Consider the following 16,567-nt stretch of genomic DNA (forward strand, 5'->3'; position numbering starts at 1 on the left):
TATCCGAACTTCTTTCAGCATTCTCCTGCCCCCCATCTAACATGCCTCCCCTTTGCTAATAGTTTAATTAATTGGGGCTAAGACTCCAGTTTAATTAGGGGGCCGTGGAGGTTTTTTCAGCTAAATGAACGAACTGGCGTCTTATTAGGAAAATAGATAGATCTTTTCCTGTTAATTCCACACAACTGAAATGATTTGAGATAGCCTTTTATTTCAAACTTACGGGTTAGAACAAATTTGCGCGCTTATACACATCCAACCTTCGTATCAATTGCTCAGACAACAAAATAGATTCATAAAACACTTCCTTCTACGGGTGGTGGACTCTCCATTTTATTTCGGCATTTGCTCAAACAATATTTCTATAAATTCCAATTAAATCCTTTATATGATTAAAAAAACCCGGTACTTCTGCACTATGGCAAGAAGAACCGGATTTTAATTGTTATTTGCTAGCTCGAGCAATCAGACATTGCTTAGCTATTATAGGCTTCAAAGCTCCGAATGAGCGCTTCATCAACGCTGGACGTCACGCGAAGCCGCAGCTGCTTAGTGCGTATTGTCTCGAACTTATCGATTTTTTTGTGGCCGATGGCGCTTCCTTTCACTAGCTCAACCCATTGCCCTTCCTGCTCCGCCTCAAGCACATATTCGCGAACGCGTTCGCCGTGGGCAATCACTTCCATTAATATAACGTGATTGACATCGCTCTCCTCATCAAGCGACAGGAGCACCGTATCTCCCTCTCCCTCTGTCCGAGCAATCGGATTCGAGAATCTTCTCTTAATCTCGTCCATGAATTCATACAGTCGATTCACATCAACCTCGGCCAAGCGTCCACGATTATCCGGAGACAAATTGAGCAGCAGATTGCAGCCATGTCCCACGGAGCGGTAATAAATATCAATTAAGTTATCCAACGAGCGAAGCGTGTGCTCGTCATCGGGATGCCAGAACCAGCGATTCGCTCGGATCGGCACATCGCACTCGGCAGGTACCCATCTTGGGGTTTCCGGCAGCCATGTCGCCATATCGTTGGTGTACATGCTCAGCTTGGCTGATTCAGCCGTGTTCCAGCATGGATACGGCGCAACGCCATCCTCATTACCAACCCAGCGGATCGTTGGAATTCCCATATTAAAGACCATTGCATCTGGCTGATACTGTCTCACCAATCCAATAATGCGTCTCCAGTCATACTCCCTGCCATGAGAGCCGGCGCCGTCGAACCATACTTCAACAAGCGGGCCGTATTGCGTAAGCAGCTCTGTAAGCTGTTCCGCGTAAAAGTTGTCATAAGCCTCTTTATCCGGATAACAAGGCTCATGATTATCCCACGGCGATAAATATAAACCAAATCGAAGGCCCTCCTGCGCGCACGCATCAGCAACCTCACGGACCACATCGCCTTGCCCATTTTTCCAAGGACTCGACTTCACAGAATAATCGGTCGTCTTCGTCGGCCATAAACAGAAGCCATCATGGTGCTTAGCGGTTAAAATCACATAAGCAAATCCTGCTTTTTTCGCTGTGCGAACCCACTCTAGCGCATTGAACGCAGCCGGATTGAACAGCTCCGGCGAATCATCGCCTTTCCCCCACTCCTGATCGCAAAACGTGTTCATGCCGAAATGAAAGAACATGCCAAGTTCCATGTCCTGCCACTGCTGCTGCGGCAGTGACGGTATTGCTAATAGAGTCTCATTCATGTTATTTGCTCCTATCAATGATATGAATTAATTGCCAACCGCTGCCTTTGCATCCGACCAAGCCTGCTGCCACCATGCAAATGATTTTTCAACGCCAGCCTTCTTCAGCTTATCAATTAATTGCTGCTTCGCCGCTTCGAATTCCGCATCGTTTTTCGAGTTCAATACAACACTTGGAATCCCTTTAATAACCATATCCTCCAGCTGCGCGTTAAGACGCTTCATATCATCATCCGGTTGGGCGATAGCAGACAGCCACGCGTTATTGAAGCTGCTTTGGTCTTTAATTATTCCTTCCTCAACCCGCTTTTTCATAATTTCCGATGGATAGGAGACCCCGTAATGCTCGGAAAAATCCTTTTGCAAAGCATTCATCCGTGACGCGTACACTTCAGAGGTGTCAAACAGATTGACATTTCCGCCGTCTTTGGCGACTTGGAATTCACTAAGCCCCTGCTGGTTATTAGATCCGCCGATCCCGATTTTTGACCACGCATCTCCGCCTGTTAAAGACATTTTTAATGTCTCCTCTTTTAGCTGAGGCTTGCCATCAATTACATCCCAATGAATACCCTCAATGCCACTGGACAATAGACGCGAGCCTTTCTCCGAGTTTAGGAAATTGATTAGATCCATTGCACGCTCTGGATTTTTGGAGTTTTTCGAAATGGCGAATGCGCGTCCGTCCCATCCCGTCGAGTTCGCAGCGCCATTCCAGACATAACCAAAATTCAAAGGAATCGTAACAAAACCTTTATCCGGACCTTCCTTGCTCAAAGCGGTGTTATCAAACCCATTCATTGGTGAAAATAAGATTTGACCATTATTGCCCTTCGTTTGAAAATCGCTTGATTTGTTGGTGAATGTATCTGGATCAAGAATTCCTTTCTGCTTCGCCTTATAGAAAAACGATGCCGTTTTCCAAAGAGGGCTATCCGGGTTCGCGTAATTGTCGACCAACTCCCCCGAAACCGAAGGAATAACGCCCCAATAGGACATGTTCACGTATCCGTATGGAATAGCCATTGGCATCGTCAAGCCCCAAGCTCCCCAATCATTCCATGTACTAACACCGTAAACCGGCTTGCCGTCTGCTGTGGTCGGATGCTTCTTCACCATTTGCTCCAGCACATTCAACATATCATCTTCATTGTTAATTTCCGGAAACCCAAGCTCTTTGTAGTAGTCCCAGCGCGTTGCCCATCCTACGCCAAGCTCCTGCTTAAAGCCGACAGGACCGACATGTCCGCTAGGAATCAAATACAATTTACCGGTGCCGTTGCTCCAGAATTTACGGCTAAAATCAAGCCCCTGCTGGAATGTCGGTGTCATAATGTCTTTGCCATTCGTCTTTACCAAGTCGTCCAATGGCAGCAGCAGATTTCCTTCGATCATTTGCTTGTAATTGATGCTGTCCACTTGAATGATATCAGGCAAATCACCGCCAGCCAGCTGCACTTTGAATTTGTTCGGATCGTAAGACTCGATACTAAAGGTTACGCCCGTTTGTTTCACGATTTCTTTGTATATATCTGTTCGTTCAAAATCTTTGCTCGCATCTTTTAATACCGTCTTTAGCTTGACCGTTTTTGTACCGGAGTCTCCACCGGCTGCCTCATTGGATGGTTTTTCACCATTATTGCCTGCACAACCAGCAAGAAGCATCGTGGCGGTAAGCATTATACTAATCGTTACGTTCAAACCTTTTTTGTATGTCAAAACAATTCCCCCTCTTATACATCTGATGATCTATGATGAACATCCTTCCATGGACAGGATGCCGCATCCAACCCTTTGAAGCAGCCTAGCCTTTAATCGCACCTAGCATAAGACCTTTTACAAAATAACGCTGCATAAACGGATAAACTAACATGATAGGTAAGGTGACGACCATCGTAATCGTCATTTTAATCGATTCCGGCGTCATTTTCTTTAAGCTGTTGCCGACATCCTCCATGTTAATATTGCTGCTGCTCGCCAGAACCTGCGCTTCGTTCAAATAGTTATACAAAATCATTTGTAGCGTTTGAAGATGGTCAGCAGTGACTAAGAAATAGTTATCCGTCCACGAGTTCCACTGGGCCACTGCGGAGAATACAGCTATCGTAGCAACGATGGGCATCGATAAAGGAAAAATTATTTTTTGAAAAATAGTGAAGTAGCTTGCTCCGTCCAGCATGGCCGATTCTTCCAGACTAGCCGGCAACTGCTCAATAAACGTTTTAAGCAAAATAATATAGAACGCAGCAACCGCCGTCGGCAAAATATAGAGCAGAAAATTGTTTTGCAGGCCGACTGCTTTCATCGTGATGTACCAAGGAATTAACCCCGCATTAAAGTACATGGTGATCACGATGTAGCGATAGATGAATTTGCGAAAATACAGCTCCTGCTTCGTTACGATATACGCGCATAAAGTGCTGCAGAATACAGTGGCTATCGTGCCAAGCACCGTCCGCAGAACCGAAATCGCAAACGCACCGGTTATGTTATCTAATTTGAAAATTTGCGAATAGTTATAAAACGTAATGTGATCTGGAAGCAAGTAGACCCCCTTGATCGCTTCTTGCGGGCTGCTAAGGGAATAGATCAAAATATAATAAAATGGATAAATACATAAGAGCACGAAGACAAGAAGTATACAATAATTTAGAAATTCAAATATGGGGTTTTTACCTTTATTCATACCTGCACACCTCACAAATCCGTTCATTAGATAATCGATTGACCCCGTACTTTCTTGGACAAATAGTTGACGCTAAACAATAAGGTAATGCTTACGATCGATTTGGCGATACTAATGGCCGTACCAAAGGAGACATCATTCGTTGCGATCCCAATTCGATACACATAGTAATCGAGCGTTTCAATTCTATCCGCGACGAGTGGATTGTAAAATACAAAATATTGGTCAAACCCGACGCTTAGGATGCTTGCTATATTTAAGATTAAAAGAACAAAAAACGTAGGAATTAAACCCGGAAGCGTAATATGCAAAATCGATCGATAACGCCCCGCCCCATCTACCTTGGCCGCATCATAAAGCTCTGTGTCAATGCCTGCGATGGCAGCTAAGTAAATAATGGAGCTCCAACCGAGTGATTTCCATACGCCAAGCGCTGTCTGGAACAACCATGTCCCTTCTGCATTGCTAAGCATTTGGGTCGGCTCACTAATCCAATTGAGCGCCAGCAAAAGCTGGTTAACGACACCGTCGGTAGAAAAGAAGGCTACGACAATGGAGTACACAATAATCCAGCTCACAAAATTCGGAAGCGTTGTAATCGTTTGCACGAACTTCTTAAAAGACCTGCTGCGAAGCTCGTTGAGCAAGATGGCAAACACGACCGGAAGCGGTGATAAAAAGAGACCTAGGAAGCTCAGCGCGAAAGTATTTCGAAGTACACGCAGCAATTCCGAGCCTTGCTCAAATAGCATGATGTGGAAATATTTGAGCCCCACAAATGACGATTGGAGCAGTCCAAGTCCAGGTTTATAGTCAACAAATGCATAAGACCACCCAAACAGCGGAATGTAACTAAAAATAAACAGCAGCACCAAAAAGGGAGCGATCATCAGCAATAATGAAAGCCGATTCCAGTTTAACTTCTTTCTTGTTGTCATTTGTCTAATCACCACCTAGCATCCTTTCCTTATTTCTATATTTATCTTATAAGGAACGGCATGCCCAGAACATGAACAATTCTACGATTTTTGGACTCGCTCATAAGGGAGTAACACCAAAACTTCTGTTCCTTCCCCCCATACACTAGTAAGCTGCAAACCGTAGCGCTCGCCAAAGTGAAGCTCGACCCGCTTATTCACATTTAATAAACCTACAGATTGCTTCCCGTCTCCGCCAATGCGTAGTCCCGTACGAATATACTCATTAATCTTTTTAACCTCTGACTCTTCCATGCCAACGCCGTTGTCTCGGATCGATAATAGTAAGGCGCCCCGCTCTTCGGCAGCCGTAATCCGAATCACGCCTTGTTTCATCCTGCCATGAAGCAAAGCGTTCTCAATGATGGGCTGAAGCACCAGCCTTGGCGTACTGCAGTCCATATATTCTTCTCTGATCTCAATTTCAAAGCTGACTTCTTCCCCAAAGCGGTAATTCATAATATTGATGTAGTCCCGAACATAGGAAAGCTCCTCTTCTATGGTGCAAATCGGGGTAGTGTCCGAATAAATGGGCCGCAGCAGCTTGCCTAGACTGGTCACGCATTGACGAATATTGTCTGCCTCAATGACGACAGCCATCCATTTGATCGTGTTGAGCGTGTTATATAGAAAATGAGGGTTGATCTGCGCTCGCAGCATTTCTATTTCTAAGCGGCGCTTTTCCAATTCATCCGTTTCACTCTTATTTTTAAAAAATAAAATGTTGTCGGACATCGCATTAAATTGCTCGATCACATAGCGTATTTCCTGGTCTGCAACCGGCTGAAGCTTGAGACCGAGATGTCCTCTGCCTAGAAGCTTCATCCCTTTTACCAGCTCTTTCAAAGGTCTCATAATCCGATGAATCCAAAAGGAGGTGAATACCGACATAAGCAGGATCGAGAGTACAAACATAAAAATAAAAAACTGCTTCATGGCGCCGATATCCTGTAAATATTCTGCTTCCGGCACCTCGCTGCACAAGTACCAGCCCGTTTTACCCATGCGGTAATAAATAACCAGCTCCTGCGTAGCGTTTCTTTTCGCTGAGAAGCTTCCGAAATCGCCTTGGCCTAGAAATTGATTAAAATAGTGATGCGGCTTGCCTATATCCGAAGGATCTATACTGGAGATGATTTTGCCCGACTCGTTAACAATAGACATCTTGCTATTCGCAGTGTTCTGCAATTCGCTATAGATGGAGCTCATTTTGCTTTCTTTAATGTTAATGACCATCGTGGCGCTCATCTTCGATGCCTCGATCGGCTTCACGCCCCGAATGGCGGTGATCACATAAGCGGGATCGGGCAAATATACCGTATCGTGAATGCGTAAAAAATCGTTGGAATCATGTCCGCCTGTCCAAAATAACGCGGGAAATTTTTGTTTAGCGACTGTGTATAAATCGGTATGGTAGAACGGATACGTCTTACCAGGGTCGTTGATGCTTTGGTTTTTTTGCGCTGTGCCTCCGACCACCATCCCGTTTTCGCCGAATATATAGAGTGAATCCAAGTATTCATAGTTTGCGAAATACTCCATCGCCCGATCCGTAATATCTTTTTGCAAGGCAAGGAAATCGGGCTTGTATGCTGCATCCCCAATGAGTATTTTTTGAACGCGGTCGTCGAGCAAAAAGGTTTTTGAGAGCTGGTCGACCTCGCCCATAAAGTTTTTCAGATTATTTTCCGTTTGCTTAAACTGCCGGAACGTCGTGTCCTGCGTTCGATTCTTAATTAAGTCAACCGTCTTCGAGTAGCTGTAGTAAGAAAAAATGGATATCACAATACAAGTAATAACGAGTACAGTCAAAACTAACCTGAAGCGGATCGAATGCCACAGGCTGCCAGGTCCTTTAATCTTTAGCCACCAATGGCTCATTTTCCCCAGTCCTCTCGTGATTAACCCACATTTTCCGGAACTCATTTGGTCTGACACCGGTCTTATTTTTAAAGGCGCGACTGAAATAGCTATCGTCGGAGAAGCCCGTCAGCTCAGCGATTTCATACGACTTTAGTTGGGTGCTAGTGAGCAATTCCTTTGCCTTCTCAATCCTTACTTGTGTAAGGTAATCGGTAAAGGTAAGCTTGGCCTCCTTGCGAAAAAGCGTGCTTAAATAGTTCGGGGATACCTGAAGCGTATCCGCAAGCGCCGAAATGGAGCAGCTGCCTTGGTAATTTGCTTGTATATATTTAATGGCCTTCCCTACATCCTTGCTCAGTTGGCTGCTGGATTGTTTCCATTGCTCGATGTAGGCGAACAACGCATGAACCGCATGAATACATTCCTGCAAGGTTTCAGACCGAGAGACCGTCTCGACAGCATTCGAAACGGCAGTTAGCCTTTCATTTTCACCAGTTCGCAATGGATTATGATCGATATCCAACAAACGAACAAACAATTGGACCCATAGCTTCGGCTCTTTCACCTCGGATTCGAAGAAATTCTGAGCGATCGCTTTCCGTTCCGCATGTTTTTCCGGCAAAACCGTTTCCCAAATACGTAAAAGCTCATCGACTTTTTCTTGGGACTGCGTATATATCTTTTTCCAATTGTGCTCTTCTTTGAACAGGCAATGACTGGAGCCTAAAAAATATTTCCAGCCGACAGCCTCCGCCGCCTCTTGCGGCAATGATTTTAAATCGGCATATCGGCTGCCCAATCGGCTAATTCCGAATGTTACGGACACGTTGAAGTATCGGTTAAGTACCCGCTGAATCTGATCCATGCTCTCCAATATCGTCTCCCGAATCGCTTTTTGGCTATGGACATCCGGGAAGCTGAGCAGAAATAAATACCGATCCTCTTTATCGGCAACGACTTCGCCTCGATTCCATTGGGCAAGCAGCTCATTTAGAACATTGAGTATCGTATACCGGATCAACTCACCCTTGTTGTCTTGGAATTTGGCTTGGGTATGGCCGAAATGGTTAATCTCCATCATCGCCACGATTACATTTTCGGGAGATAGACGCAGCTTTTGCTTAATAACTAAACTCGAGAATTCCTCTTCTGTATATAAAGGATAGAACAAATAGTTTCTAATGATCGTCTCCTTGAGCTGGTCAGGATTATGTATGATTCCTTGCGTATCCTGATGTCGCTGCTGGGCTTTGCATTCCTCGGCAACCTTTAATAGCACCTCATCAATTTCTTCCGGCTCCATCGTTAATTTCAATATGTAATTCGTAACCCCGAGCCGCATCGCTTGCTTCACTAATGCAAATTCCTCAAGGCAGGAAAGAATAACAATTCGAGTTCGATTATCTATGCGGCGGATTTTCTCGATCAATTCCATCCCGCTCATAATAGGCATGTTCAAGTCGGTCACAATAATATCCGGTTTCATCTTGATGTACGCATCCCAGGCCTCCTGCCCGTTTGACACATCACCACAGACAGTCATGCCAAACTTTGCCCAATTCACAGCATTTTTAAAGCCTAAGCGAACAAACATCTCATCCTCCACTATCAATACCTTTAACATCCTTCTACCTCCTTATGATCGAAATTAACTTGCGCCGTAATATTTTTCCATCCATCGACAAAAACTAGCTTGATCTTACTGCTAATATTTTTATCGTCAATTTTGCACATTTATCGTTTATAAATCAAGGCTTATCTATCTCCTAAAAAAGCAAACGAAGCCATGCTGCTCCGCTGGCGCTAAGCTCAACAGCTATTTAGCGCTCCATGAGCGTCAAGCATTCCCTGACAAGGCATCTCCCGTACGCAAAAAGGACACCTGTGAGGTGTCCTTTTTCATGATCTATAATTCTACTTCTTCGAATGCACCTGCACGGTTAGCTTGCTGTCTACCGTTGCTAAGATAACGTTTTTTAGTGCAAGCGGCTGAATTTCCGTTTCCAGCCATGCTTGGTCCTTGCCGATCTCGCGCAGCAGCGCATGCTCCATGTGTCCATCGGTAATGATCGGTTTGGTCAGGTTGAAGGGCTGCGTGGGCAGCTTCAAGTCCGCCGGAGTTATGGGCTTATAAGCCGTATTCATGAAGACGGATAACGTACCGCCTGGCTCCCAAGCTGCAAAGGCAACCTTCGAGATGTCCTCTACATTCGATTTGCGCAGCTCTACGTACAAAAACTCTATTGGAAGCTTCGCTTTTGAGAGGTTTTTGTAATCAAGCTTCCCATCCTGTATAAGGGTAATTGCTGGCGGATCAAAAAATTGTTTGAGCAGCGGGATCTTTAGGCTGAGCCAAATCGCGACTATGTACAAGATTACGAGTGAAACGGTCGTTATCATCGAGCCTTTCAGTCCAAGATGCTCGTCGGACAACGGGTGAGCAATAATATTGCCAAGCGTCATAGCGATAATGAAATCAAGGAACCTAAGCTGCGATATAGAGCGCTGGCCCATCATTTTGGCAGCAAATAAAAGAAATACAAACCCGACAATACTGCGCAAAATCCAACCTATTGCCGTCAATGACTCTTGGCTTTTGAAAAAATCCACGAGTGCAATCCCTCCGATATCCTCATTTCCAGCTTTTAGATTACCCTATCATTAGCAAAATCATACCACTCATGTAACCACCCCAAAGCCGCCGCTGCTGCGGCAAGCAAATGGCTGCATTTTTACGAGCAATTTTGGAATCAATGACTGGAACTAGACAATGAACGCCAAAAGGCTGCCGACCTCTGTCGGCAGCCTTTCTAGTTTATTCTATTTATGGATTGAGCTAATGCCGCCATTGCCGTTTTAAAACGGCTGTTCCATTTCACATCCTTAAAGGACACCCACAGCGACCAGCACCCAGCCAATCATGAAAGAAAGTCCTCCTAGCGGAGTAATCGGGCCAAGAAACCGGGCTTTTGCAACACTCAGCACATAAAGGCTACCCGAGAACAATAGGATTCCCGCTACCAAAAACCAGCCTCCCGTAACGATGATCTGAGCATCTGGATATTGGCCCGCGAGCAGTCCGATCAGAATTAAACCTAATGCATGTGCGATGTGGTACTGCACGCCTACCTCATATACCTTCAGCTTATCCGGTGCTATTCTGCTCTTTAGCGCATGTGCGCCGAACGCGCCAATAGCGACCGCGAGCACCATCAAAATACAACCGAGCATCACAAATGTTTGCATATGAATCTCTCACCTCATTTTTCATTTCGTATGTTTAGCATAGCATGATTGATAGGGGGAGGGAATTATTCTCAGGTCTTTAATCCCTTGATTTAAGATTCCCACAATAGTAATGTTGTTTGGAACAGCTTCAGGAGGCATCTACATGAAATTCTTTCAGTCTACCACAATGGAATGGCAGGGCTGGTCCCGCAGCATTCGTCTATTTTTTCTAGCGAACATGTTATATCAAATCGGAACGGGCATGTTTTCGGTATTATACAATTTATACATCCACGAGTTAGGTTACCCCGATGCCATGAGCGGCAAAATCGTCAGTATGCAATCACTCGCAACGGCGTTATGCTTCATTCCTATTGGTTTATTTGGCGATCGCGCCAGCCGCAAGCGATTACTCGTCATTGGAGCGCTATGCAGCGGTATGGTGCTGGCTGGCCGGTCTTTATTTGAGTCGGAGAGCAGTCTGCTTACTATGGCCGTTCTGACGGGCCTATTTGCCGCTATCTTTCAAGTGCTCGCCATTCCCTTCCTTGCCGAAAATATAGCTAAAGCAGATCGGATGCGCATATTCAGCATCTATTCTGCATTTGTGCTCGCCTCCCAGGTTGCTGGCAGCCTTGGCGGGGGCGTTATTGCAGATGTTATGCAAGCGGCAGGATTTAATAAGCTGCTCTCATTTAAAATCGTTTTACTTGCGGGTAGTATCGCGACAATAGCGGCATTTCTGCCCTTGCAAGCTATTAAGGAATCAACACGCACACAGAAGCCTAGCGATCAAGCCATTAGCAAGGACATACCAGCGAACCAATTAACACAATCGAATAGTGAAATCTTATTTATTGCCAAGTTTGCTGCTATTCAGCTCTTGATCGGCATCGGGTCTGGACTTGTCGTTCCTTATTTAAACTTATATTTCACGAACCGTTTCTCGGTTTCGCTTAGCGCGATGAGCTTCTTGCTTTCATTAGGACAAGTGATGACCATCATCTCCATGCTCATTGGTCCGTCGCTCGCTAATCGAATCGGACAAGTGAAAGCGATCGTTATTTTCCAAACACTTTCGCTGCCTTTCCTGCTATTAACAGGTTTCACAAATCTACTGCTCGTAGCTTCTATCAGCTTCCTATTTAGACAAGCGCTTATGAATGCGGCTAACCCGCTGCAATCCGCTATTCTAATCGATAGGGTCTCAGCAAAAAAGCAAAGCCTAGCTAATTCCTGCATGCAGACAGCCTTTATGCTTGGATGGGCCACAATGGGGCCGGTTCATTCTCATCTCATCGCTGCCTATGGCTATTATTGGGGTTATGCCATTACGTTCAGCATTACAGGGATATTGTATGTCACCGCGTCTATGCTGTTCTTTCTGTTGTTTCGCGAGAAGCGATCAACTGCGTTCAACTAAGTACAATTGAAAATTTAACCAAAAAAACAGCAAGCCCCTGAATGATCTGGAGCTTGCTGTTTGACTAGCTATTCGCATGATTGCGGCATGCCTCTACTTTGCCTGAATGTACCCTTCCGCTTTAAGAAGTTCGGCAATCAGAACGGCGCCGCCCGCTGCTCCACGCAATGTATTATGCGATAGTCCTACAAATTTATAATCGAATAGCGAATCCGCACGCAATCTACCCGCCGAAACGCCCATACCGTTCTCAATGTCACGATCGAGTCTGGTCTGCGGTCTGTTCTCTTCTTCAAAGTAAGTGATAAACTGCTTTGGAGCGCTAGGCAGGCCAAGCTCCTGCGGACGGCCTTTGAAGTGCAGCCACCGATCGAGAATTTCTTCTTTCGAAGGTTTTTTCTCGAACGATACAAATACGGTAGCCAAATGCCCATCCAATACGGGAACGCGAATGCACTGCGTTGTAATTAAAGGTGCACTTGCTTTAATGATTTCATTATTTTCAATGCTGCCCCAAATGCGCAGCGGCTCCTGCTCGCTTTTCTCTTCCTCGCCGCCAATATAAGGGATGACATTATCCAACATTTCAGGCCAATCGGTAAAGTTTTTGCCTGCGCCAGATATCGCTTGATACGTCGATGCCACCACATTTGTTGGTTTGTAGTCCAGCAAGGCATGAAGGGCCGGCACATAGCTCTGAATGGAGCAGTTAGGCTTAACCGCAATGAAACCGGTAGAGGTTCCAAGCCGCTTTCTCTGTGCAGCGATCACATCAATATGCCCTGGGTTGATTTCCGGGATGACCATAGGGATATCAGGCGTCCAGCGGTGCGCCGAATTGTTGGAAACCACAGGCGTGCCCGTTTTTGCGTAAGCCTCTTCCAAGGCTTGAATTTCACTCTTTTTCATATCCACTGCACAAAAAATAAAATCGACCTGAGAGGCAAATGCCTCTACCTTCGAAGCATCCTGAACGACGATGCTTTTCACTTTTTCCGGAAGTGGGCTAGACAGCTTCCATCTGCCTTGCACAGATTCTTCATACGTTTTACCTGCCGAATTGGCGCTTGCCGCAATAGCCGCTACCTCAAACCAAGGATGCTGGTCGAGCAGCTGGACAAACCGCTGGCCCACCATTCCCGTTCCGCCTACAATACCAACTTTTAATTTTGCCGTCATATGATATTCCATTCCTTTCAACGTCGGATGATCTTTCTAAATAATTATTCATAACGTCTGATTTGGTGTGCCGTATGTTGAATATAAGCTGAATTTTCTTTGCTCCAATAAAAAAAATCCCACCCCCAAGACTAAAATCAGTCTCAGGGACGAGATTTGTATACTCGTGGTACCACCCCAAATTCGCCAATATGTCGCCATATTAGCCTCTTCAAGTACGGCATTACCAGGTAATGCTTATACTCTAGCTCTGTAACAGGAGCTCCTGTCACACCATCCCCCTTAATCTCGGGTTCCGATGTGCTGCTCAGAGTCTTTTTTCAATAAGGAACTCTTACTCCTTTTCAGCTAACGGAGCTCTCTGTGAAAGAATTCTTTTATTTACTCATCTCTTCATCGCATTTGAATGTTGGAATTATATTATCAAATAACCTTTGTGAGGTAAACAAAAAGTTTGAAAATTAGAAAACATTACACATTTGGACATAACCTGCCCAATCAATAGCAACAGATGCCGCCACGTAAAATTGTTGAGCGGCGTACAAAGCTGCACCTCAAAAAATCCTGGCCGCAAACGGGTTAATTACACCCGCTCGCAGCCAGGAATGGCAAGTAACGCTAATTACTGAGGAGCCGGTCCCGCCGTCCCTCGCTCCACCAGCTTAACCGGTACAAGCACCCGTCCCGGTGTCTGCCTTCCCCGCTCCAGCCAAAGCACGACGATCTCGGCTGCTCTGCGTCCGATCTCGTAAAATTGCTGCTCGACCGTTGTCAATGGAATGATAACATGCTCGGTTACGGGGTTGTTGTCGAAGCCGATGATTGAGAAGTCCTCCGGTATGCGAATGCCGCGGTCCAGGCAGCGGTTCAGCAGATTGGCGGCGATCAGATCGTTCTCCGTCTGAATGGCCGTAACCCCTTCGTTCTGGTACGAATCCAGCAGCTCCGTATAAAACCGTTCCACGCCGATCTCTTCCCTGTACCCCTTCATGTTCAGCCGGATATACCGGCTGTCGATCGGGAGTCCGTGATCCTTAAGCGCTTTGCAGTACCCGAAGTAACGATCGCGTACCGATGAGGTCGATTCAATGCTGACGGCAGTCAAAAAAGCGATTTTCCGGTGTCCCAGCTCGATAAGACGGGACACCGCCCGATAGGAGCCATCGAGATTGTCCGACACGACGGCCCCGAGCGGCAGACTGTCGTAATATTTGTCAATGGTCACGATCGGATAATGCTCCAAGCATAAACGGTGGAGAATATCGTAATTCGTCTGATCGTTTCTCGGATACAGAATAATGCCCGAGATGCCGTCCCGGGTCAGCATCTCGAGCAAATCCCGCTCCTTCTGCGAATCATAGTCGCTCTGATGAAGGCTCAAATAATAGCCGTTGGCGTTCAACCAGTCCGAAGCGCCGCGAATATAGCCCATAGTCCCGCGGTCATCTTCCGATGGAAGGATAAGCGAGACCATCTTTCCCGCCGCGCCCTCCCGCTTCTCCGCCTGCGCTCTGCTTCTTGACTTGACGAAGCTGCCGCTGCCCTTGATTCTGTATATATACCCGTCCCGCTCCAGCTCCTCAAGCGCTCGGCGAGTCGTAATTCGGCTCACGCCATACCGGGAGCTCAGCTCCGCTTCCGTCGGCAGCTGAGCCTCCGGGAGATAGTCGCCGGATGAGATTTGCGCCTTAAGCTCATCCATAATTACGCTGTACAGCGGTTTATTGTCTCTGGTCAACTTCGTTCCCATCCTATCCCATCTTCTTTCTTATTCGCCTGCCTCGTTCTCGTTTACTAGATTATAGCGTTTCCATCTTCTGCGTGTAAACCGACGGGGTTAGGCTAGGGATGACGGCAGGCCGCCTCTTGGAAGCGGCCGGCTCCGAAATCTCATGCTCAGGCTTTACTTGACGTTCATATAACGCTCATATTGCGCTTTCTTAATTTCCAAATATTTTGAACCGCCCATCTTGTCGATCGTCTTCACAAAACCGTCCCAATCCGTCTCTAGGCTTGCTTTGCCGGTAACAAACTTCACTCGCATTTCCTCCATATATTTGTTAATGTCCGTTAGTATCGCGCTTGTCGTATTCGCTTCCTCGTCCGTCGGCACGAAGTCCGGCCACAGCTCTTTCGGGGCAAACTCGTCAAGCTCGGCAGGGTCCGCCTTGATCTCGTCTGCCACCGTCGTTCCTCTTACAGCCATCCGCAGCTCGTCCTCAGGCTCGACATAAGGATAATAGGCCCCGTATACGTTATCCACGTACTGGAATGCCCCAAGCTGTACGCCCCCCTTATAATTCAGGATTTCATCGATATATTTCGGTTTTCCGTCAACCATCGTATACGTTTCGCCTTCAATGCCGAACGTGCCGAGCTTAATGCCTTCCTCCCCGTAAAAATAATCGATCCATTTGAGCGTTTCGGCCGGGTATTTATTTTTGTTCGTAATGACGAAGCCAAATATCCCTTTGGCCGCCGGTCCAAGCGTACCTGCGACTTTGTCGCCATGCGGACCTTCAAGGACGTTTATGCCCGTAAAATTTTTTGCCGCGTCAGTGCCGATGTAGCCCGGGCCTTCCCAGATGAAGGCGCCTATCTTATTGCTCGCGCCATCGGTTGACCACTTCGCGTAATCGTAGCCCGTCGTAAAGTTCTGCTGGGCAAGGGAGCCGTCCTTGTAAAGGTCGTTCATATACTGCAGCAGCTCTTTATATTTGGGATCGTTGAATGTCGTTTTGATCTGACCGTCCTTGTCTTTGTATAAGTATTGCCCAAACCCTTTTGAGCCACCCTCGCCCATGCCGAAGCTGCTCGCCAGGAAACTCTCCAAGAACGTCCAGTACTGCGTCTCCAGCACCCATCCGAGACGCGAGCTGTCCTTCTCCCGCACCAACTTCAGCGCGTCGCGGAATTCCGCCGTCGTCTTCGGTACCGGCAGGCCCGCTTCGTCCAGCCAGCTCTTGTTGATGTAGAGCCGGACCGAATTGAAGGCTTTCGAGAAATCGACGTACGGCAGCGCATAGATATGTCCGTCCGACATCGTGATTGCACGTTTGATGTCCGGATTGTCCTGCAGCAGCTTGTTCAGATTGGGCGCATGCTGCTCAATCTGCTCCTCTAGCGGGATGAACAGCCCCTGCTTTCCGTATTTCATCAGCTCGTCCGTGCCAAAGGCGATCCGGTAGAACGCATCTGGCAAGTCGTTGGAGCCGAGCATGACATTCTTCCGCTCCGCTACGGCAGCGCCCGGAATTTCCTCGAAATCGACGTGAATGCCGGAGATTTCCTCGTATTTCTTCCACATCCAAAACTCTTCCGCCGGCGGATGAACGTCGGTATATCCGCGTTTGACGATATTCAGCGTAATGCTTTCGGCTTCGCCCGCCGCTCCCGACGGACCAGGCTCCACGTTGTTTTCCTTGCCGCTGCATGCGGTCAACGCGAGCGTCAGCGTTGCGGCTAGCAGTAGAGACAATCCCTTCTTCATCTCTTCAACCCC

General features: G+C 46.8%; 12 protein-coding genes and 1 other annotated feature. Of the genes, 1 reads left to right on the forward strand and 11 read right to left on the reverse strand.

The features are described 5' to 3' along the window. Positions 1-476: 476 nt before the first annotated feature. The 8 genes from HI950_RS31445 to HI950_RS31480 form a co-directional block, all read right to left on the reverse strand. Positions 477-1,709, reverse strand: a complete 1,233-nt coding sequence (locus HI950_RS31445) for an alpha-L-fucosidase (protein ID WP_169090553.1) — start codon at positions 1,707-1,709, stop codon at positions 477-479. A gap of 27 nt (positions 1,710-1,736) precedes the next feature. After that, positions 1,737-3,428: an extracellular solute-binding protein gene (locus HI950_RS31450; protein WP_169090551.1), complete on the reverse strand. Its 1,692-nt coding sequence runs from the start codon at positions 3,426-3,428 to the stop codon at positions 1,737-1,739. An 85-nt stretch (positions 3,429-3,513) separates the two neighbouring features. Then, complete coding sequence (locus HI950_RS31455) at positions 3,514-4,395, reverse strand: carbohydrate ABC transporter permease (RefSeq protein ID WP_169090549.1); 882 nt, start codon at positions 4,393-4,395, stop codon at positions 3,514-3,516. Between the two features lie 26 nt (positions 4,396-4,421). Further along, the gene (locus HI950_RS31460) at positions 4,422-5,333 is read right to left on the reverse strand and encodes an ABC transporter permease (RefSeq protein WP_169090547.1); all 912 of its coding nucleotides are present in this window, start codon (positions 5,331-5,333) and stop codon (positions 4,422-4,424) included. A gap of 81 nt (positions 5,334-5,414) precedes the next feature. Beyond that, a complete protein-coding gene (locus HI950_RS31465; RefSeq protein WP_169090545.1) occupies positions 5,415-7,253 on the reverse strand; it encodes a cache domain-containing sensor histidine kinase in 1,839 nt (612 codons plus the stop codon). Next, positions 7,228-8,859 (reverse strand): response regulator transcription factor, encoded by a 1,632-nt coding sequence (locus HI950_RS31470; RefSeq protein WP_169090543.1) that lies wholly within the window; start codon positions 8,857-8,859, stop codon positions 7,228-7,230. The genes HI950_RS31465 and HI950_RS31470 overlap by 26 nt, the downstream gene beginning before the upstream one ends. A gap of 290 nt (positions 8,860-9,149) precedes the next feature. Continuing rightward, a complete protein-coding gene (locus HI950_RS31475; protein WP_169090541.1) occupies positions 9,150-9,845 on the reverse strand; it encodes a DUF421 domain-containing protein in 696 nt (231 codons plus the stop codon). Between the two features lie 273 nt (positions 9,846-10,118). Next, positions 10,119-10,481: a DUF423 domain-containing protein gene (locus tag HI950_RS31480; protein ID WP_169090539.1), complete on the reverse strand. Its 363-nt coding sequence runs from the start codon at positions 10,479-10,481 to the stop codon at positions 10,119-10,121. A gap of 145 nt (positions 10,482-10,626) precedes the next feature. Between HI950_RS31480 and HI950_RS31485 the strand changes: the two genes are divergently transcribed. Then, on the forward strand, positions 10,627-11,886 hold the full coding sequence (locus HI950_RS31485; protein WP_169090537.1) for an MFS transporter: 1,260 nt from the start codon (positions 10,627-10,629) through the stop codon (positions 11,884-11,886). A 93-nt stretch (positions 11,887-11,979) separates the two neighbouring features. On the opposite strand, the gene asd is transcribed toward HI950_RS31485, so the two are convergent. From asd to HI950_RS31500, 3 genes are all read right to left on the reverse strand, one after another. Next, positions 11,980-13,065: an aspartate-semialdehyde dehydrogenase gene (asd, locus tag HI950_RS31490; RefSeq protein ID WP_169090535.1), complete on the reverse strand. Its 1,086-nt coding sequence runs from the start codon at positions 13,063-13,065 to the stop codon at positions 11,980-11,982. Positions 13,066-13,207: 142 nt separating this feature from the next. Continuing rightward, positions 13,208-13,471: a binding site (T-box leader), on the reverse strand. A gap of 216 nt (positions 13,472-13,687) precedes the next feature. Beyond that, positions 13,688-14,815, reverse strand: a complete 1,128-nt coding sequence (locus tag HI950_RS31495; RefSeq protein ID WP_223285633.1) for a GntR family transcriptional regulator — start codon at positions 14,813-14,815, stop codon at positions 13,688-13,690. A gap of 153 nt (positions 14,816-14,968) precedes the next feature. Then, positions 14,969-16,555 (reverse strand): type 2 periplasmic-binding domain-containing protein, encoded by a 1,587-nt coding sequence (locus tag HI950_RS31500; protein WP_169090533.1) that lies wholly within the window; start codon positions 16,553-16,555, stop codon positions 14,969-14,971. Positions 16,556-16,567: the final 12 nt, after the last annotated feature.

This window comes from Paenibacillus sp. PL91, assembly GCF_012935325.2.
Lineage (GTDB): Bacteria > Bacillota > Bacilli > Paenibacillales > Paenibacillaceae > Pristimantibacillus.